14 protein-coding genes are annotated in these 20,809 nt (G+C 50.7%); 2 read left to right on the forward strand and 12 right to left on the reverse strand.

Annotation, left to right across the window (positions count from 1 at the left end):
* Window positions 1–7: 7 nt before the first annotated feature.
* From TREPR_RS15800 to TREPR_RS15850, 11 genes are all read right to left on the reverse strand, one after another.
* Window positions 8–1,264: a radical SAM protein gene (locus TREPR_RS15800; RefSeq protein WP_015709352.1), complete on the reverse strand. Its 1,257-nt coding sequence runs from the start codon at window positions 1,262–1,264 to the stop codon at window positions 8–10.
* 139 nt (window positions 1,265–1,403) lie between these two features.
* Window positions 1,404–2,648 carry a radical SAM protein gene (locus TREPR_RS15805; protein ID WP_015709353.1) on the reverse strand — a complete coding sequence of 415 codons (1,245 nt, stop codon included), beginning with the start codon at window positions 2,646–2,648 and terminating at the stop codon, window positions 1,404–1,406.
* Window positions 2,649–2,669: 21 nt separating this feature from the next.
* Window positions 2,670–3,647, reverse strand: a complete 978-nt coding sequence (locus tag TREPR_RS15810) for an ABC transporter ATP-binding protein (protein ID WP_015709354.1) — start codon at window positions 3,645–3,647, stop codon at window positions 2,670–2,672.
* Window positions 3,640–4,653, reverse strand: coding sequence for an ABC transporter ATP-binding protein (locus TREPR_RS15815; protein WP_041611759.1), 1,014 nt, complete (start codon window positions 4,651–4,653; stop codon window positions 3,640–3,642). Before TREPR_RS15815 ends, TREPR_RS15810 begins: the two co-directional genes overlap by 8 nt.
* A gap of 17 nt (window positions 4,654–4,670) precedes the next feature.
* Entirely contained in the window at window positions 4,671–5,603 is a 933-nt protein-coding gene (locus tag TREPR_RS15820; protein WP_015709356.1) for an ABC transporter permease, read from the reverse strand.
* A gap of 33 nt (window positions 5,604–5,636) precedes the next feature.
* Window positions 5,637–6,587 (reverse strand): ABC transporter permease, encoded by a 951-nt coding sequence (locus TREPR_RS15825; RefSeq protein ID WP_015709357.1) that lies wholly within the window; start codon window positions 6,585–6,587, stop codon window positions 5,637–5,639.
* 63 nt (window positions 6,588–6,650) lie between these two features.
* Entirely contained in the window at window positions 6,651–8,237 is a 1,587-nt protein-coding gene (locus TREPR_RS15830) for an ABC transporter substrate-binding protein (protein WP_015709358.1), read from the reverse strand.
* Window positions 8,238–8,590: 353 nt separating this feature from the next.
* Window positions 8,591–9,952 (reverse strand): class I SAM-dependent rRNA methyltransferase, encoded by a 1,362-nt coding sequence (locus TREPR_RS15835; RefSeq protein WP_015709359.1) that lies wholly within the window; start codon window positions 9,950–9,952, stop codon window positions 8,591–8,593.
* Window positions 9,953–9,957: 5 nt separating this feature from the next.
* On the reverse strand, window positions 9,958–12,159 hold the full coding sequence (ppk1, locus tag TREPR_RS15840) for a polyphosphate kinase 1 (protein ID WP_015709360.1): 2,202 nt from the start codon (window positions 12,157–12,159) through the stop codon (window positions 9,958–9,960).
* A gap of 30 nt (window positions 12,160–12,189) precedes the next feature.
* The gene (locus tag TREPR_RS15845) at window positions 12,190–13,728 is read right to left on the reverse strand and encodes a Ppx/GppA phosphatase family protein (protein WP_015709361.1); all 1,539 of its coding nucleotides are present in this window, start codon (window positions 13,726–13,728) and stop codon (window positions 12,190–12,192) included.
* A 3-nt stretch (window positions 13,729–13,731) separates the two neighbouring features.
* Entirely contained in the window at window positions 13,732–15,156 is a 1,425-nt protein-coding gene (locus tag TREPR_RS15850; protein ID WP_015709362.1) for an MGH1-like glycoside hydrolase domain-containing protein, read from the reverse strand.
* A gap of 249 nt (window positions 15,157–15,405) precedes the next feature.
* Here TREPR_RS15850 and TREPR_RS15855 point away from each other — a divergent pair, with 249 nt between their 5' ends.
* On the forward strand, window positions 15,406–17,952 hold the full coding sequence (locus TREPR_RS15855; RefSeq protein ID WP_041611256.1) for an asparaginase domain-containing protein: 2,547 nt from the start codon (window positions 15,406–15,408) through the stop codon (window positions 17,950–17,952).
* Window positions 17,953–18,005: 53 nt separating this feature from the next.
* Here the strand turns inward: TREPR_RS15855 and TREPR_RS15860 are convergent, their stop codons facing one another.
* On the reverse strand, window positions 18,006–18,836 hold the full coding sequence (locus TREPR_RS15860) for a hypothetical protein (RefSeq protein WP_041611761.1): 831 nt from the start codon (window positions 18,834–18,836) through the stop codon (window positions 18,006–18,008).
* Between the two features lie 130 nt (window positions 18,837–18,966).
* Here TREPR_RS15860 and TREPR_RS15865 point away from each other — a divergent pair, with 130 nt between their 5' ends.
* Window positions 18,967–20,808 (forward strand): proline--tRNA ligase, encoded by a 1,842-nt coding sequence (locus TREPR_RS15865; protein WP_041611257.1) that lies wholly within the window; start codon window positions 18,967–18,969, stop codon window positions 20,806–20,808.
* Window position 20,809: the final 1 nt, after the last annotated feature.

Raw genomic sequence — 20,809 nt, forward strand, 5'->3', positions numbered from 1 at the left:
AAATATTTTAGGCGACGGCGCCTTTGCCGGCTTCTTTAAAAATATCAAAAACTTCATTTTCAATCCGGAAAATATCAGAAGGTAGTCGATAATCCCCGGCAGTAGCATCATGGATCTGATCAAAGGTAAAGCCATTTTTCTTCCAAAACTCCGCAAGTTTTGTCGCAATTTCTATGTACCATTCGGTCTCAGGACTCCGGTGGCCTTCAAAAGCGGAACCCACATTGGGCGCCCATACATTAAAAGAGCACACAACACCTTTACCACAAAGATACTCAAAACCCTCAAGAGTCCTGGGCATAGGCTCAATGCCGGCGACAAAATTGGAACGAACCCGACCCCAGCCGAAAACACCTACGGCATATTCCAAGGCCTTTACCCAATTATCCCAACCACCGCTTCCGTGAGCCTTACCCGGGCATACAGCTTCGTAAAAAACTTTGTCCCACAATTCAAGATTCATCGCAGTAGTGCGGAATCCTGCTTCCTTAAGTTTATGAATATTACTAAAGTCTGTAGGAGCCGCCACCGTAGCGGTACCATTAAATGTCTCCACTCCTAGAGCTTTGGCAATTTCCTCACCAGCGTCGACATAGTATTCCAATTCCCGGCGCTCGGCGACAACTCCGCCAGTCAAGGTTGCGTGATTTGCTACTCCGTGTTCAAAGGCGGCTTTTACAGTTTCCGCAACCTGTAAAGGAGTCCGCCAATAGGGACCGAATTTTTCGGTGTAAAGATCCTTGTTGTAGTTAATGTTGCAAAAGAGGCAGTCTTCATCCCGTTCCTTATAGGAGCACTCGTTACTGTACGATATAATTACATGTTGATCGTAATAATCCGCATGGCCTATTAAATCAAGAGGAACCCCATCGGAAGAAGTTTGCCCGTCATAGGGAAGTTTTTTTGAATACTGAATTTCCCCAAGACTTTTGCCCTCGTAAGTGAGGGTATGTTTACCATTAACCAATTCAACCACATAGGAAGAAGTCTCATTCCAAGTAAATGTAACCTTAAGGCCGTAGGGTAGATAAACACAACCCGGAAGATCCTTCCCCTTGTACAGCTTTCGATTCCGCCCACCTCCAAGTTTCTGCCCCCGGAAGGATTCATCCTGATGAATGGCATTAAGGGCGTTCTCTGAAATTGTAATGCCCTTGGTTCCAATATCCGCTTTCAGGCGAAGCTCTTCCCATAATTTCGCCTTTACCTGCTCCTTACTAAGGCTGCTTACATCCGCAGTCCAGTATTTTTCATTCTGGCCCATCTTTTTTCTCCTTGATATGCAAAAATCGCATCGGCATAGCCGGTGTTTTAAAAATTTAAAATTAGTATAGGAATAATAGTAACTATATATGTTCTTTCGCCTCCCTAGGGATAAGAACTCCTATACTAGTTGAAACTATTTATTCGGCTTTACCAGCAGCCTCATAAATATCAAAAACCTCATTCTCTATACGGAAAATATCTGAGGGTAGCCGATGATCGCCTGCGGTGGCATCATGTATTTTATCGAAGGTAAAACCATTCTTTCCCCAAAACTCTGCAAGCTTTGTTCCCAGATCTATATACCATTCGGTCTCTGGGCTCCGGTGTCCCTCAAACGCTGAGCCCACATTGGGCATCCAGATATTAAAAGAACAAACAACCCCCTTCCCGCAGAGGTATTCAAAACCCTGCAAAGTTTTTGGCATGGGCTCAATCCCTGCAACAAAATTGGAACGTACCCGGCCCCAACCAAAAACTTTCACTGCATATTCCAGAGCATTTATCCAATTTTCCCATCCCCCGGAATTATTGGCTTTTCCCGGGCATACTGCCTTATAAAAATCTTTATCCCAGAGTTCCAGATTCATAGCAGTAGTACGGAAGCCTGCTTCCTTCAATTTATCAATATTTCCGAAATCAGTAGGCGCTGTAGCAACAGCTGTTCCATTAAAGGCATCTACTTTCAATGCTTTACGGATTTCTTCACCGGTATCCATATAGTATTCCAGTTCCCGACGTTCGGCGATTACTCCGCCAGTAATATTCACATGATCCGCTACACCTTCTTCAAAAGCGGCTTGTACCGTCTCGGCGACCTGCTTGGGAGTCCGCCAATAAGGCCCGAATTTTTCTGAATAAAGGTCCTTGTTATAATTGATATTGCAAAAAAGGCAATCCTCATCCTTGTCAATATAGCAGCACTCGTTACTATAAGTAACACCAACAATACGGTCATAAAAATCACCTCGTCCAATAAGCCCCAAAGGCACTCCGTCAGAAGATTTACGTTCATGGTACTTGGGCTGTTTGGCATACTGAATTTCCCCAAAGGTATTGCCTTCATAAGTGAGGACCTGTTTACCACCCGCAATATCAATAACATAAGGAGAGGCTTCATTCCAGTTAAAAGTCACCTTGAGACCATAGGGCAGATATATGCATGCAGGAAGCTCCTTACCGGTATGCAGTTTGCGGTTCCGCCCTCCTCCGAGTTTCTGCCCGCTAAATTCGGCATTCCCGTGCAAGGAACTCAGTGCCGCTTCTGAAATAGTGATACCTTTAGTACCGATATCCGCTTTAAGCCGAAGCTCTTCCCAGAGTTTTGACTTTACCTGCGTCCTGCTGAGACCACTCACATCAGCGGTCCAAAATTTTAAGGCCATAATGCCCTCCTTTTAAAAATTCTACGAATCACCATAAAGTCGGCATGCAACCTTATGTTCCCTGCCCATATCCTGAAATTTCAGCGTATAGTCCCTGCAAGCAGCTGATGCCTTTATACAGCGGGTATGGAAAGGGCAACCCGGAGGCGGATCAATAGGGGAAGGAAGTTCCCCCTGCAAACGTTCCCGCTTATGGGGTTGATCCACATCCATGGAAGGTGAAGCTGCCAGCAAGGCCTGGGTATAAGGATGCAGAGGATTATTGAAGAGTTCCTCACTGAGCGCTTCTTCTACGATATGCCCAAGATACATTACCCCTATCCGGTTGGAGATATATCGTACAATGCTCAGATCATGTGCGATAAAGAGATAAGTCAGTTTTTCAGCTTCCTGCATATCCTGCATCAAATTGATTATCTGAGAACGAATGGAAACGTCTAATGCAGAGACTGGTTCATCACAGATAATTAGTTGAGGCTTCAGTAAAAGTGCCCGAGCAAGTCCTATCCGTTGCCGTTGACCGCCTGAAAATTCATTGGGATAGCGAAAGTACTGCTCAGACCGGAGGCCGACCTTACTCATCACTTCAAGAACGATTTGCAAGCGTTCATTTTTCGCCCCGATGTTATGGATATCCAATACCTCTGCCAAGATATCACCAACACGCTTACGCGGATTCAATGATGAATAAGGATCCTGAAAGACCATCTGGATTTTCGGCCTCAGCGCGAAAAGTTGTTTGGAACTAAGTTTTAGGATATCCTGATTTTCAAAAAAAACCGTTCCATGAATAGCCTCAACCAGCCGGACAATTGTTCGGCCCAGGGTGGATTTACCACAACCCGTCTCACCTACGAGCCCATAGGTTTCTCCTTTGTAAAGGGAAAAGGAAACATCATCCACTGCCTTCACATAATTACGGACACGGCCTAATGCACCTTTTATGGGGAAATAGGTTTTTAACTGATCTACCTGCAATACCACATTCCGATTATCCATAGACAAATGCCTCTGGGGATAAATATTGCCAGCAGCGGACTTTTTGTTTTTCATCATTGCAAAAAATTCCCGGGGGCTTGGTATGACAAAGCATGGTAGCAAATTGGCACCGGGGAGCAAAGCGACATCCCGGAGGAATTTGATTTAACGGAGGTACTATTCCGGGTATCACATTAAGCCGCTTTCGTTCAGACTCAATAACTTGGGGCACTGAATTCATCAGGCCTACTGTATAAGGGTGCTGGGGAGTATGGAAAATGTCTTTGGTATTTCCTTCTTCCACAACCTGCCCTAGGTACATCACTACTACCCGGTCGCAGGTTTCTGCGACTATGCCGAGATCATGGGTGATCAAAATCACTGCCATACCAAATTTATGATTCAGTTCTACCAGCAGATCAATGATCTGTGCCTGAATTGTTACATCCAGAGCAGTGGTAGGCTCATCGGCAATCAGCAGTTTCGGCTTGCAAGCCAAGGCCACACCGATCATCACCCGTTGACGCATACCCCCTGAAAGTTCGTGAGGATAACTGAAAAACCGTTTTTCCGGCGCCGGTATACCCAAAAGCCTGAGTATTTCAATAGCTTCATTCTTGGCATCCTTTTTGTTCATCCTTTGATGTATCGCCAGGGGTTCCATAATCTGCTGCCCCACAGGCATCAAGGGATTAAGAGAACTGAGAGCATCCTGAAAGACCATAGCCACATCCCTGCCCCTGATAGCCTGTACTTTCTTTTCCGACAACTTCATTAAATCTTGTCCACCGAACAGTACCTCTCCGCTGTATTTCACGGCTTTCGGCTCATCATACAGCCGAAGGATGGACTGACTCGTAACGCTTTTGCCGCAGCCGGATTCTCCAACAAGTCCCATGATTTCGCCTTCATATACTTCGAAGGAAATTCCGTCCACTGCGCAGACAGGACCATCCTGGGTATTAAAGGTTGTCGCAAGCTGCCGTACATCAAGAATCTTAGCTGGTTTCAATTTTTGTTTTTCCATAACAATTTCTGCCCGCATTACTTGCGGGTCTGAGGATCCAAAATATCCCGCATTCCCTCGCCAACCAGATTTAATCCAAGAACGGAAACTGCAGCAAATAAACCAGGAAAGGCTATCATCCACCATGCGTTATAGATCAGGTTCTTTCCTTCACTAAGGATGCTCCCCCAGCTCGGTTCAGGTGGTGGGACGCCGGCGCCGAGAAAACTTAAGGATGCCTCGGCGGGTATGGCCGACACAAAGGCAAATGTCATTTGTACCAGAATAGGTGACAGAATATTTGGAGCGATATGCCCCCAGAGTATTCTTCCTGGTTTGGCTCCCAAAACATGCATTGCATCTATATAAGTCTGTTCCCGAACCCCCAATGCCGCAGCACGGGCAACTCTGGCAATATTTGGAGTACGGACAATAGCAAGACTGATAATAACATTTTTAATATCAGCCCCCAATACAGACATCATCAGGATTGCTAACAAAATGGAAGGAATAGCTTTAAGGCCATCGCAGATGCGCATTAAAAGCTGATCCATAACCTGATTATAGCTGGCGTACAAACCGATGATTAATCCAGCTAAACCAGAAATGATACCCACACCCAGGCCAACGGTGAGAGATATCTTGGCCCCATATACCACCCGACTAAATACATCCCGCCCCATGCCATCAGTACCAAACCAATGCTTTGCAGACGGTCCCTGGATTCGCTCAGGAACATTTACATCATAAGGAGAATATCTAGCAAAACGGGGACCGAAGATAGCAATGAGTATAAAAAGAATGACAATTATTATACCCACTATTAGTCCTTTGTTTCCCCAAATACGCCGCAAAGTATTCCTGTGCTGTTCCTGTAATAAAATTTTGCGATCACTTAGATAATCAGACAGCACATCAGGCTGATTAGCCATCATGCTTTTCTTTTGAACAATACCACTCGTAATTAGCATAACTAGGCAACTCCTTTTAGTATCTCGGAAATTTCAATGAGACAGCCTGATACGAGGGTCTACAACGCAATAGAGCAAATCCACAATCAAACTAATGGCAACATTGAGCAGTGTAATAAAAAGCACAATGGTCTGTATCACAAGGTAATCTCGTCTGCTGATTGAATTAACAATTAACTGCCCCATGCCGGGAATATTAAACATGGACTCAATGACTGCCGCCCCGGAAAGAGCCCCAATAAAACTCTGGCCTATGACCGTTATAATAGGTAACAGTGCATTACGCAGGGTATGTCTTACCAAGAGAGAGAATTCCCCTACCCCTTTGGCTTTGGCAAGCAGTATAAAATCGCTCCCCAATACTTCCAGAACCGATGCTCTAGTCATGCGCATCAAGAGTGCGGAATGCATGAGACCCAGTGAAATAGCCGGGAGAACCAAGGGATGGAAATGAGCGGCAAACCCGGCATTCCAATCCTTGTAGCCCGAAACCGGAAACCATCGCAATTTTACTGAAAACACAAACATCAAACCAAGCCCAAAAAGAAAATTGGGAACTGATATGCCAAACATTGTTATTGCCGCAATGCCATGGTCCAATGCACCGCCATGCTTCCTCGCACTGAGGATTCCCAGGGTCAAGGACACTGTAATGCTAATGACCATCGAAAACAAGGTGAGCGATAAAGTGGGCCGTATAGAATTCCCGATAAGTTCCGCTACCGGCAGACCCCTGGAAACTGTGGATATGCCCAAATTGCCGCGGAGTATATTTGAAACCCAGCGGCCATATTGGATAATCGGCTCGAGATTCAGGCCCATTCTCTCCCTCAAATCAGCGAGGGTTTCTGCGCTAGCATCTTCCCCCAGTATAACCATAGCAGGGTCTCCCGGAGCCATGCGAATAATAATGAAAATAATCACTGATACCACTATCAATACCGGAATAGTAGATAATAGCCTTTGAATCAGATATTTGTGCATAACCCTTGTCCTCTTACCTGTGAATGCCATCGGCAGGAAACTGCCGATGTTTCCGGTTTTTTCCTACTGCCTGATCTTGGCATTCCAAAAGAAAATTCCCTCTTTGGTTACTACCCCTTCCAGTTTTTTATTCCAGGCATAGAGATTATCCTGATGCCCAATGAGGAAAGTAGGAATATATTCCTCCCAGCAGTAAAGCTGTATTTTGTCCCACACGGCCTTGGCTTCTTCTTTGGTAGGCTGAGCGTAGAATTCTGTGATATAATTCTGCAAAGTTTCATCGTCCGCCCAGCCCCGTGCGTTTGCATCCAAGAAGGGTTTAATAACCGGAATAGGATGAATGACCTGGGTTCCAATGGTAAGCTCCCATTTACTAGGGTCCGGCGCAATGGAAGAGCTGGCAGCACTGTCACCGGCAATAAGCTGGGCATTCAAGCCAAAATCAATGAGCTGCCGCTGCAATACTGTAGCCATGGCATTGCTGGAATTAATGCGGATAGGCTCACCCCGATAATTAGATTTTGCAAGATACTCCCTGGCCTTAACAAGATCCTGCTGATTATAATACTGCGAACCTGCGGTGCTATACCAATACTGAGGCCTGTTCATATAAGATGAATCCAGTACATAGTGAGTCCCCATCTGAGCCAGCAACAAGTCTTCGTTATTCAGCATATAGTTGATGGCCTTTCTAAGATTGACATCCTTGAGAGGACCTTGTTTTTTATTAACCTGCATATAGGCGATTCCGTTCAAGGCAGGAACAACTTCCAGATCAGGATTATTTTTAACCCGGTCTTCGTCATCTACGGAGAGCGCAAAAATAGCATCATACTGACCGGTTTCCAGGCCCATAACCCTTGTTATCGGATCGGGAACATACCAATAATAAATTTTCTTAAGAAACCCATATTTATAACCGGCCTTACCATCAGCAAGTACATCGGGGTCTCCATAGGGAACATAGTCATCAAATTTTTCCAACAGTATATACTGATTCTGAACCCATTCTACAAATTTATAGGGACCGGTGCCAATATACTCTTTCCAAAATCCATTCACATCAAGGTTTTCGTTGGAGGCTGCGGTAGTAACCGTTGCAGGCTGGGCCGCACCGGCAAGAATATCAACAAAGGCGGCCGCCGGATTAGGCAGGTTAATTTTAAGAGTATACCTATCTACCTCTACAAACCGAGCCTCTTTTGCCAGAGTCGTTGCAATACCGAAATAACGTATCCACCGGTTCATTGAGGTTGCTGCGTCGATAGCCGTAAGTTCCGTACCGTCATGGAACTTAACCCCCTTACGGAGATAGAAGGTAATCTCCCTACCGTCAGGAGATACCGTCCAGCTTTCAGCAAGTTCGGGTACAACTTCTCCCGCAGCATTAAGGGTAACAAGCTTTTCAAAAACCTGTCCATCACCCACCATTTTTGGCGAATTACCCTGATCCCGGTGGGTATCGTATGAGGTTGCTTCCGATGCAATAGCAACATTTAAGGTGTCCCGGTAAACAACCGCTCCACCCTTTACCTGACTATCAGACTGCCCTGAGGATTTGGAATCCGAGCAGGCACTTAACGAAAAAAGAACTATAATTATCATCAAAAAACCTGAAAGCATCCACTTAGTGGATAAACGATTCAACATATTAATTCTCCTTTTAAATTCCGATTACATTGTGACGGTTACCAGCTCCAAAGTAAAAATCCTCGCTATTACAGCCTCCTAAATTCTTATTATACCGATCATTTTACTATGTTATTATACACAGGTATTTAATAAGAATTCATATAACATGTCAATGCTTTTTACGAAAAAAATAAAAAAAATCGGAATTACCGGTGAATCAGCGCTTTCCTCGTAGTAGATTACAGGGAAAAGCTATACTAAAATCATGCAATTCCTTTTATTATAAAGAATTACCCAATAATACGGAAATATGATACCTTACAAGATATTATCCGAACGCTTACCCAGCAAGTAAATAACTATTTTCCGGCTTATATCACCCTATAAAATCCGCACTTAAGGTACAAAGACTCGTCGTACCCCACCAGCACCGGGTGGTCCGGCCCTTGATAACGGAAATCCAATTGTATGAGCCTACGCTCCGCATCGGCAGCGGCCTCGGTTATCATACGCTTAAAGCGGCTCTCATCCAGGGCATGGCTGCAGGAACAGCTCACCAGGACACCACCGGGATTGAGCAGTTTTATTGCGCTTAGGTTTATTTCCTTGTAACCCCGCAGGGCGCCTTCTAAGGCGGACCGGGATTTTGCGAAAGCCGGCGGATCCAGAATGATAAGATCGAACTTTTCATTTTGCCGGTCACAGGCCCGGAGGTATTCAAACACATCCGCCTCTAGGGTAGTAATTCTGTCCCCTACCCCATTCAGGGCGGCGTTTTCCCGCAGCGTTTCCAGGGCTGCCGCGGACACATCCACGCAGGTTACCGAGGCGGCGCCGGCCCGGGCGGCGTGTATGCCAAAGCCCCCGGTATAGGCGCAGGCGTCCAGGACCCGCGCCCCGGCGCTTCCCTCAGCGGCGTTACCACCGACTGCGGCAAAGCTTGCGGCCCGCAGACGGTTATCCCGCTGGTCCAGAAAATGCCCGGTCTTCTGCCCCTCCCCGGGGTGGACAACAAAGGGAAGGCCCTTTTCAAATATTACTATACCCCCGGCGGGATAGCTGCCCCAGACAAGGTCCTCGCGCAGGGGAAACCCCTCCAGTTCCCGCATCTTTTCTGCGGACTTCTCAATTATACCTTCAGGCTTTCCCAGGGTGATATCCCAATTCGGGCCCAGAGCCGCCCCCAGCGTTTCATCAAGGGCTGAGAGGATATCCTCCCGGCGGCTATCCATGCCGTAAACCAAAAACTGTACCGCCAACCAGGACCGGGGCGAACCCAGCGCGGATTCGAGGGCCTCAAAACTGAGAGGCCGCTCCGGTATACGGGATTCAGCTTCCTCAAGGGGCCAACCTGTAAAACGGTCGATGATAAGCCCCGGCAGGAAGTCCGCCTCGGCGAAGACCAGCCGGGCCGATTCCCGGCAGAGGTCAAGGCCAGCAGTAAAACGGCGGTTTATGGCCTCACGGATTCTGCGCTTGAAGAAACCCTTGTCCATCCCCTCTTTGGAAGGGCTGTAGATCCGAGCGATGATCTTTGAATTGGGGTTTACCAGGGCCCGGCCCAGGTATTCCTTGCGGGAACTTTCCACATCGGCGATTTCCCCGGGTACTAAAACTGCGGGGGGAGCATCGCCGGGGCCGGAGAGAGTTTTCCCAACTTCGTTATCGTAGACCCAGGGATGGCCGGCTCGTATACGGCCCTCTTCACCGGGTTTTAAAATGATTCGTTTCATTAGTATTACTGTCCTCCTGGTGCACCGCGGCGCACCACAAATTCATTCCTGGGGGTCCAAAAGTTTCCACCTGCCTTGGCGGCAGCGGCGAGGAAGTGCTCCTGGGCCGAGACAAGGTCCTCCCCCTGAGCGGGGGCAAGATGCCGCCAGGAAGCGTCGCTTTTCAGTTCCCGGGCTTGTTGGTTATCCCGGCAATAGCTATCTAATATTTTCCTGAGTCGAACCTTGATATCCTCCTGAAGTACCGGGAACATCAATTCTACCCGGCGCTCCAGGTTGCGGGGCATCCAGTCGGCGCTGGCAAGGTAGTATTCCTCTGCGCCGCCGTTGGAGAAGTAGTAGATGCGGGAATGTTCCAGGTAGTGGCCGATGATACTTATCACCCGGATATTTTCCGACAGCCCCGGTACGCCGGGGATCAGGGTACAAATTCCCCGCACCACCAGGACAATCTTTACCCCCGCTTGGGAGGCCCGGTACAGGGCTTCAACAACATCCGTGTCTGCCAGGGCGTTCAGCTTTGCTATGATTTTTCCGGGGTGCTCCTGATTTGAACGCTTTGTTTCCCGGTCGATGAGTTCCAGTACACGCCGCTTCAGGGATGTGGGGGCAATCACCAGTTTCCGCATGGAGCTGATCACCGAATAGCCGGTGATCATGTTGAAAAATATCGAAGCGTCCAGGGCTATTTCTTCCCGGGAGGTAAAGAGCCCCAGGTCATCGTATTGCCGGGCGGTTTTATCGTTGTAATTTCCCGTGGAAAGATGGACATACCGTTTAATGCCCTCCTTTTCCCGGCGGATAATCATGCTTATCTTGGCATGAACTTTAAGCCGTGCCAGGCCGTAGACCACGATGACCCCGGCTTTTTCCAGGCGATTCGCCCAGGAAATATTGCGCTCTTCGTCAAACCGCGCCTTAAGTTCCACCACTGCGGTCACATGCTTGCCGTTCAGGGCGGCTTGCTCCAGGGCTTTAATGACTGGAGAATTGCCGCTGGTGCGGTAAAGGGCGGTTTTAATGGAAATCACCTGGGGGTCCGTTGCGGCGTCCTGGAAGAAGCGCACCACCGGGTCAAAGGATTCGTAGGGAAGGTGGAGCATCACATCCCGCTGGCTGATCCGGTCCCAGAGGGACTCCTCCTCGTTAAAAGCGGCGCTTGGATAGACTTTCCAGGCCTTGCTCCTGAGGGAGTCGAAGTCCCGGGCAGAGGCCAGATCCATAAGGCTGCCCAGATCCAGAGGACCATCAATTTCGTAGAGATCCTGTTCTTCCAGCCCCAGACGCCGGGCCAGTTCATCCCTCAGGCGGTGGCTTCCGGAAGAAAAGGTCATACGAACCACCGGCGAATGGGTACGCCCTTCGATAACCTCTTCCATGGCTTCAATAAAATCCTCGTCCCGTTTTTCATCCACCGAAAAGTCTGCGTCCCGGTTTATCCGGAAAAGCATAGTTTCTTTAACACGATATCCCGGAAAAAGATAGGCCCCCCAGGTCAACACTAAATCCTCCAGCAGAGCCCAGCAGGTTCTGCTAACAGAATCAGGGAGCCCATCAGGGGAACTATCCGTCGAAGTATCCCGGGGCAGCCAGATAATCCGGTCAAGCGCATGGGGGAGCTGGATAATGGCAATATGATCCTCCGCCTCCCCATCAGCCTGTTCCGGCTCCATAAGAAAGGCGACGTTAAGATCATTACCCGAAATAAAGGGTAGCTTTTCATCCGCTTCGATCCGTAGGGGTGTCAGGATGGGATAAACCTGGCCCAGAAAATAGGATTCCAGATAGTCCATCTGGGTTATGGAATAGGTATCCGGGCGTACCAGTTCCAGTCCTTCCCGGGCGAGGAGGGGAAACAGTTCGTTCTGGAGGCAGTCATACTGACGGAGTATCATAGAACGGGTCTTTTCCGCAGTTTTACTAAGCTGCTCCTCGGGTCGTAATCCCGAAGGATCAGGCCCGGCGCCGGCTCGCAATGCCTGTTTCATTGCCGCCACCCGGACCATAAAGAACCCGTCAAAGTTGGATGAAAAAATTGAAAAATACCAAAACCGATCCAGGGGAGGAAGATCCTGCCGCAGCCCCTCCTCCAGTACCCGTCCGTTAAAGTCAATCCAGGAAAGATCCCGGTTGAAAAAATGAGCAGTGGGGAGTGAGGAGCGAAGAATGTTAGTATCCTTGTCTGATAAATTATTGCCACTTGTCATAGTATTTCTCTCATTCCTCTTTTCTCATTCCTAATTCAATATCACTTTATACCCGAATACATTCTGGAACAAATCGGCTTTTTCCTCCAGCCCTATCCGTTCCAGGCTCAGGTCATAATTTCCCTGGGCATGGAGCAGTATGGCTTCGCTCTTCCGTTCCACCGTAATACTCCGGATATGCTGGGAATGGCCCCGGTCCAGGGCATCCGCCACCCGTAGTATGGAGGTCAGTTTAAGCATCAGGATCCGCTCTTCCCGTTGAAGGGCAATATAACTGATATCCGTTTCAGAAGGGAGGTCCCCCCGGTGATAGCGGATCACATTGGCGACTATGTCCAGTTCTTCCCTGTGGAGGCCGAAGATCTCCGAATTTGCAACAATATATTGGCCATGTTTTTGATGCCCGGAACCCCGAATGAACATACCGATGTCGTGGAGGGTGGCCGCCACTTCCAACATCATCCGCTCCCGGCGATTCATTCCGTGTTCGTGGATCAGAGCGTCAAAGAGGGTCATGCTGAGTTTGGCCACATGGAGGTTATGCAATTCGTCAAAGTGGTACTTCCGGCCCAAGTTAAGCGCCGAAGCGATCACCTGGGAAAAGAAGTCTTCCTGCAATTCAGGATCCACCCCCCGGGCCATATCAATGAGCATCCCTTCCCGGATGGAAACCAAAGGAACCACCACTTGGGCGGCGGAGGTCCGTTCAAGGAACAGTTTGTAGACCAGAATACCCGGCACAAAGCCCTCGGCATCTGTAAAGGGCACGTGGAGTTTCTGTACCGTTTCCTCGACACTGTAGTTCTGGACCTTTTCCACAAATTTGATAAAATCATCCCGGTTAATGATCCAGCAATTTTCGTTGATCTCCCGACCTATCATGGCCGCCACCAGTTGGGCATCCGAACCGGCGATAACAAAGGTTCTGACGTAGACAAGGACCATTTCGGCATTGAGAAATTCCGAGGTATTCCTGATGGTCTCATTGAGATACCGTTCCTGGGAGCGGATCGACCCCATAGCCATCCTGGACTGCTGATCAATCAAGATCGTTCCCAGCTTGAGGCTGTGGGCAGCCACCATCTTTCCCCGGCGCAGGAGCATAATTTCCGTGGACCCCCCGCCAACGTCAATGATCATCGAATTGGCCCGCCAGAATTGGGGGATATCGCTTTTCAGGGCAAACCGCGCCGCCAGGTACATCAGCCGGTTTTCCTCGATCCCCTCCACTACGGTAAAATTAAACCCTGTTTCCTGGCGTACCCGGTCCACAAATAGATCCCGGTTCTTAGCCGCCCTGAGGGCCGAAGTAGCTATGCAGTGGACATTTTCGTCGGCGATCCCCCAGCCCCGCAGGAATTCCCGGAAACTCTGGAGCACCGTAAGACATTCCAGCAGGGACTCCCGAGATACCTGCCCGGAGGTAAATACATCCCGGCCCAGGGCTATGGGTTTCCCCGCCCGATCCAGGAATTTCCATTGCCCGGCGCCGTGTATCTCAGCGATAATTGATCTGATGCCGGTGGATCCAATTTCCAGTATGGCCACCAGCTGGGTCGATTTTTCCATACATCACAGCTTGTCTATCAACATAGAGCATTTCCCCGAGGGGATGGGCAGGGTTTTCTTTTTCTTTCCCAGTATATTAATAGTAAAATAATACAATTTTTCGCTTTCCATGTGAATTTCCCAGCCCCGGCCGCTTTTATTGGAAAGAATGGTGATCATGTTCTTTTTGAGGGAAAGGTTCTCGATGCCCATGATTTCCAGGTTGGGGATGATCCAGTCCACGGTTTTCCGAGGGAGGGAGATAAACAGGCCGACGATGTTTTCTATGGTAAGACAGATGGTGGACAAGGCATCGTAGGTGAGGTACTGGGGCCGGGGAAAATCGGGGTTCTCCGGCCATTGGGCAGGACCTTCTTTTAAGGGCAGATAGGCTTCCCAGAGGTTGCCCTTGTGGTGGTTCCCGTCGGGGTTCATGGAGTCCAGTACAAAGTAGAGGTGGCGGATGGCGCATTCCCGGGCCAAGTCCCAGCGCTGGTACTTCTCCAGACCCTTGATCACCATAAAGGTCAGGTGAGGGTAGACCGAGCCCCGGAAGCCATTACCTGTTTCATCAAAACTGGGTTCCGATACGGCAACCGTAGGGAAAGGATGGGGGGCGCCAAAAAAAGTTGGATCCGAAAGTTTGTCGATGATCCGCTCCGCCTTATCATCGTTGGAAATCTCAGCCAGCAGGGGCCAGTAACCGGCAATGGTTTTTACTTTGATCCGTTTTTCGTCCTTATCAATATCATAGTAAAAGCCGTCATCCACATCCCACATCAGGGTATTCAGCCGGGTTTTCAGGGAAAAATACTGCCGTTTATACTGAAAACTGGCATCCTTATCGTTCAGAATATCCGCCAGGGCGGACATATAGAGCACATTGATGGCCATCATGGTGTTGAAATCAACCGGATAAGCCGCCTCTTCCCGGGGGGCATTCGGCATACCCGTAGCAGCTAAGGGAACCTCGTAGAGGCCGTTGGGGCGCTTAAATACCGAATCGATCCATGCATTGTACTTATCCAGGATAGGGATAACGTCCTTTACCCGCTTCTTGTTTCCCGATTTATGATAGAGGTTAAATTCCGCCCAGGCAAAGAGGGGCAGCCCCAGACCTTCCGGGTTATCCGATTCCACCACGGGCTCCCCATTTTCAATGGCATAAGCCGAGCGTATGGCCCCACTAGGTTCCTGGTGCTGGTAAAAGATATCCAAAGTAGGAAAAGCCTGGTAAATCCGGTTTGAATAGACTAAAAAAAAGGAGGAAAAAATGGCGTCAATCTGCTGAATCACCGGGCTGCCGGGGTAGGAAAAAAATTTCCCTTCCATAGCGCTTTTTTCGCCCTCCCCTTGCCAGCAGTCCTGAATCCACGCCCAGGTTTTATCATATATATCCACAAAATCCTGATCGTAAAAATGGATCTTGGGGAAATCACGTCTTGTCAACAGATGCTCCTTGTTTATCCTGTCGAGATTAGTCTATGTACATAAAAAAGTCAAACAAAAATCCATTTTCCCGAAAAATAGCTACTTACATTGATGATTGCGTCAACGTGTATTTTATTATACATTCAAAATGGCAAATTTTCCAGTCAATTTTTTTTATATTTAACAAAATTGATTGAAAGAAACCCCAAAAACCAGCTTGCGCGGGGAACTTCGTTGCATGTTGCCCAGGGGAGTGTATGAGAGGTGATGCCGGTGTATAAAACCCATATTTCTCTGGAAGTCCGTATTTTACTCCATACAGCGGCCCTGCCGGCAGCTGTGCCGGGGATCAAGACTTTTTGCGCGTGTGCTGCAGAGGGAGAAAAAAGCTCCTGCCCGGTCTGCCGGGGGGAAAAGGGCGCGATACCGGTTCTCAACCCCCTGGCCGCCCGGAAGGCTTATCTCCTTATCCGGAGCCTGGGCTGTTCCATTGTCAAAAAAGCCCCCTATGAAAGGAACCTCAATATCCCCCCAATACCCCAAGGTTCGGATGGAAAACCGACAATTGCCCTTTCCGGTTTATCCATAACCCTGGGGGTGGATGGCGCCCTGGACATCCTGTTCCACCGCCGGCGCAAACGGATACGGATCACCGAGGTCCGGCTGGAGGAAGATGCGGGCCGGCTGACCCATTCGAACCGGGGAAAGGGCGGACAGCCGGAAACCAGGATGGACTATTCCAGGGCGGGTATGCCCAGTCTGCGTATACGCACCGCGGCGGATTTTGAGATTGGCGAAGAAGCCGAGGTATTCCTGGGCGAACTGCGACGGCAGATCCAATACCTGGAGATTATGCCGGGAAACCCGCTTCCCGCCTGGGAAAATGTAATCCGCTGCAATGCCTATGTGGCCATGGCCCCCTATCCGGAAAACCCGGTTAATTTTGTCAAACTGCGGAACCTCAACTCACTGAACTTTGTGGGCAAGGCGGTAAACACCGAAATGTCCCGTCAGGAGGACATAGTCCTGAACGGCGGCACCGTGGTCCCGGAAAGCCGTCTCTGGAACGAAGCGAAAAACGCTACTGAATTCTTCCAAAACCGGCCTAGCGATGAAAAGCCCCGGTTTGTCACCGAGGACCTGCTCCCTTTCATCCCTGGTCCGGATATTTTGGAAGCCCTGGATAGCTTTTCCGTGGAACTCCCCGAAGCCCGGCGGAACCGCATGATTGCCGAATACGGCCTCACCCAGCACCAGGCGGAATTTGTCTGCGACGAAAAGCGCCGGGCGGATTACTTTGAAAAAACCGTCTCCTTGGGTACGGTACTTCCAGCGCCGACTTTAGTCGGCAAGCTTCCCGCGGATATTCCAGCGAAGCTCCCCGCAGAGAGCCGGGAAGCTGCCCAGTGGATGAGTTCCTATATTATCAAGGAATGTAACCGCCTGAATCTGACCATAGCGGACTCCCCCCTAAGCCCGGAACGCTTCGCGGAGATACTCCGTATGCTCAGGGACCATCGTATCCACGGCAGCATCGCCAAACAGGTGGTAAGCGCCGTTCTGGAGGACGACAGGGATCCCCAGGAGCTTATCACAGAACGGGGCTGGGAACAGCTTACCAACCGGGGGGATATAAAAAATATTGTTACCGCAATTATTACAGCCAATCCCCAGGAGGTGCGCCGCATACGGGAAGGGGATGCCCGGCCCATACAGTTCCTCACCGGTTTGATCATGAAGGAAACCGGGGGCATGGCGGAACCGACCCTGGTAAAGGATATACTCCGGGAAGAACTATCGGTGTCCCTGGTGTACGTCCTCTCCATGGGGGGCGCCATTTCCGGCCGGGTCGGGGAGGACGGCGCCGTAGAAGCCGGAGACGAACAGGTGTTGAAGGAACTGCTCTCAGGGGATGAATTCCCTGTAGACGCCTCCAAAGTCCGGTTCGAATCCATCCAGGTGGGGCGTATCCTCTCGGAGGAGATAGTCCCCTCGGACTGGGCCATCCTGATCGAAACCATCGCGGACCGGCTCAATTCGGGCACCGCCAACGGCATTGTGATCGCCCACGGCACGGACACCCTGCCCTATACAGCCCCCCTAATCTACTGGCTTTTTGCGGATGCCAATGCCCCCATAGTTTTTGCCGCCTCCTCAACCCCCCCGGGAGCCTCTTCAGAGGCCAAGCGAACCATGAAAAAAGCGGTGGCCCTGGCCCTGGGGAAATCTAAGGGTGTCTATGTGGTACATGGCGGCAAGGTCCTCTCCCCGCTGAACCTGAAATTTGAGCACATAGGTGTGGACGGTTTCCGGAACTGGAATATGGAAACCCCGGTTTTTTCCGGCACATCCCTCCTCACGGGTACCCTGGAAGCGGATCAGTACGTACTCGCCCAGCTCCTGGAAGATGCGATAAATTCCATGTGCGTGATCCGTATTTACCCGGGCCTCCGGGCAGACTACCTGGTTTCTCTGATGGACAAGGGTGTTAAAAACTTCTTTCTGGAATTGTACGACACAGGAACCGCAGGTTTTCGGGAGGGACCCTACTCTCTCAAGCGGGCTTTTACCCTGGGCAAACGCCGGGGAACCCACTTTTATTGCAGCTCCCAGCAGGAGGGCATAGTCGACTTTACCGGCTATACCAGTTCCCGGGAACTTTGGCGTGTAGGCGCAGTCCCCATGGGGGCTTATACCACCGAAACCGCCGTGGCCCGCTACCTGGCGGCCAGTATTATTGCGGACAGCGAAGAAGAGCTGACCCAGCTCATGGACAGTGCGGTTTTTTCAGCCGGTGAGAAGGACCCGGTATAAGGGCCGTTACCACGCCTGGGGGTGAAAGTGTGACATTCGTCAGTCTCGCAGCCCTACAGCCAGAGATACACCCGGTGCAGTTGACTGCAGATAATCCAGGTCCCGCCTATCAGGAGGATCAGTCCCGGCAGGGGAGTTACCCAGGTGTCGGCGGAAAGGAGCACCGTCCTACCCAGGGACACCAGGACGGAACCTATGCCGATGAAGACATACTCTTTGGCGCCCCGGGTGTAGGCGGATATAAAAAAACTGAGCATGGTGATCAGGACTATGCCTATCTCAACCGTTTTAAACATCGTTGCAAAGCCAAAAATGACCAGCATGCTGCTGTCCCAGCTCAGGCCGTCTATGGGCACCCCCAGGGCGATGGTCAGGGTGGCCACGGCAATGATAAAGACCACATTCCCCTGCTTCTGCTGATCCAAACCGGCGGCATACACACTGGCAACAAAAAGGGAAAAAAGCCCGTAATAGCGGCCAAAGATCAGCACCCTGGCACTTATCACCAGTACGACACTGGGAAGATCCTTCACTACCCTAAAGGGAACCATGATCCGCAGGGATTCAAAGGCAAGGGATACCACAAAAAGTGCAAAAAATAAAATCTCCGGGGACTGGGTTTTTTCAAAAAAGTAATAAATGAGGAACATGGTGATAAAAGCGTAGAGCACCGAACTGATAGTGGTGACAAAGGCTACATAGGCCGCAGGCTGAAAAAAGGGGGCAACCAGGGCCTGAAAAAATCCCGCCGCCCGCTGGGCATCCGCCCCCACCTGGGGATAAACGGAAAAAACTGAAAAAGACGCCACCAAAGTAAACGCCAGGGCTAAGAGGGAGACCCCTATACCGGTTTTAAATACGATGTTTCGGCTCGATAGCGTCATAGTAACAGCATAAAGCATAGCGGGGTTGCACTCAAGGGGGAAATACCCTTCCTTTATGGCCGCACCCAGACTCCTATCCACTTGAAAATCGGCCCCCTAACCGGGTATGCTGTCTTTCAAGGACTACACCATGAAATTTTCAGAGACCCTTATCCCCACCCTCCGGGAAGTTCCCGGGGATGCGGTGATCGTCAGTCACCGGCTGATGCTCCGGGCGGCCATGCTCCGCAAACTCTCCAACGGCCTCTTTGCCTACCTGCCCCTGGGGCTGCGCTCTTTCAGAAAGGTGGAGCGGATCATTCGGGAGGAGATGGATGCCATCGGCGCCCTGGAAATCAAGCCCACCGTGGTGGTTCCCGGCGAATTATGGAAGGAATCGGGGCGCTGGGACTCCATGGGGGAGGCGCTTTTGCGGGTAAAGAACCGGCTGGGGTCGGATTTTGTGGTGTCCCCCACTGCGGAGGAGGCCTTTACCGCCCTGGTCCGGGACGAGCTTTCCAGTTACCGCCAACTTCCCCTTTCCCTGTACCAGATCAACACCAAGTACCGGGACGAGGTCCGCCCCCGCTACGGGGTCATGCGGGGCCGGGAATTTACCATGAAGGACGCCTATTCCTTCCATACTAACGAAGAAAGTCTGGATGAGACCTATCAAAAAATGGGCCGGGCTTACCGGCGTATCTTCAAACGCTGCGGCCTCACGGTGATCCCTGTCCAGGCCGATTCGGGGGCCATGGGCGGCACGGGGTCGGAAGAATTTATGGTGGAAAGCGAAATCGGGGACAATACCCTGCTGCTCTGCAAAGCCGGCGATTACGCCGCCAATGTGGAGAAAGCCGGCTGTAAGCCCGACTACAGCGCCCCCGCTTCTCCGGAAGCCGCCAAGGCCGCCGCTGCTTCGATTCCGGCGCTGGAAAAAATCGACACCCCCCATGTCAGGACCATCGAGGAACTTTGCGCCTTCCTTAAAACCGATGCGAAAAAATTTATCAAAACCCTGATCTACAAAGCGGTCAACGTGGAACTGGACCTCAGCTCCGCCCCGGGCTGTTCCAAACTTCAGCGGCGCAAACCTGCCCCGGATGCGCCCGAGGTGTACCCCGAAGCCTTCTTTGCCGTGGCCATCCGGGGCGACCTGGATGTCAACGAAGTCAAACTTGCCGCGATTATCAAAGCCGCAGAAGTCATGCTTGCAGCGGACACGGATGTGGAGCGGATCACCGGCGCACCGGTGGGCTTTGCCGGGCCTGTGGGGCTCAGCACGGTCCCGGTGATCGCCGACGAAACCGTCACCGCCATGAACGATGCTGTGGCCGGGGCGCTTGCCAAGGACCTCCACTATACCCACGTTGCCTATGGTCGGGACTTTGGCCCCTGGCTGGTCACGGATCTACGTACCGTGGTCGCCGGGGACCGTTGCCCTGTCTGCGGGGGAGAACTCTACGAAAAGAAGGGAAACGAGCTGGGGCATATCTTCAAGCTGGGATACAAGTATACCACTTCCATGAAGGTCAGCTATCTAGACGAAAACGGCAAAAGCCACACCCCCACCATGGGGTGCTACGGCATAGGCCTGGATCGGACCCTGGCCTCGGCTATTGAGGAACACCACGACGATCAGGGCATACTCTGGCCCATAACCCTTGCGCCCTTCCATGTGATCATCATCCCCATCAAATACGACGGGGCGGTCAAGGCTGTTACGGATCAAATCGTTGCGGAGCTGGAACAGAAGGGCATAGAAATACTGCTGGATGACCGGAACGAACGACCCGGGGTCAAGTTCAACGATGCAGACCTCATCGGCATACCCTACCGGGTGGTGGTGGGGGATAAGAATCTTGCCGGGGACACCCCCAAGGTCGAGGTAAAAGCGCGGGCCGAAAAGGAAAACCGGCTGGTGGAAGTGAGCAAAGCTGCGGATGAGCTGGCGGCCCTGGTTTTCAGCGCATTGGCGGAACTTAACCGGTAGA

Source organism: Treponema primitia ZAS-2, from assembly GCF_000214375.1.
GTDB classification, from domain to species: Bacteria; Spirochaetota; Spirochaetia; order Treponematales; family Breznakiellaceae; genus Termitinema; species Termitinema primitia.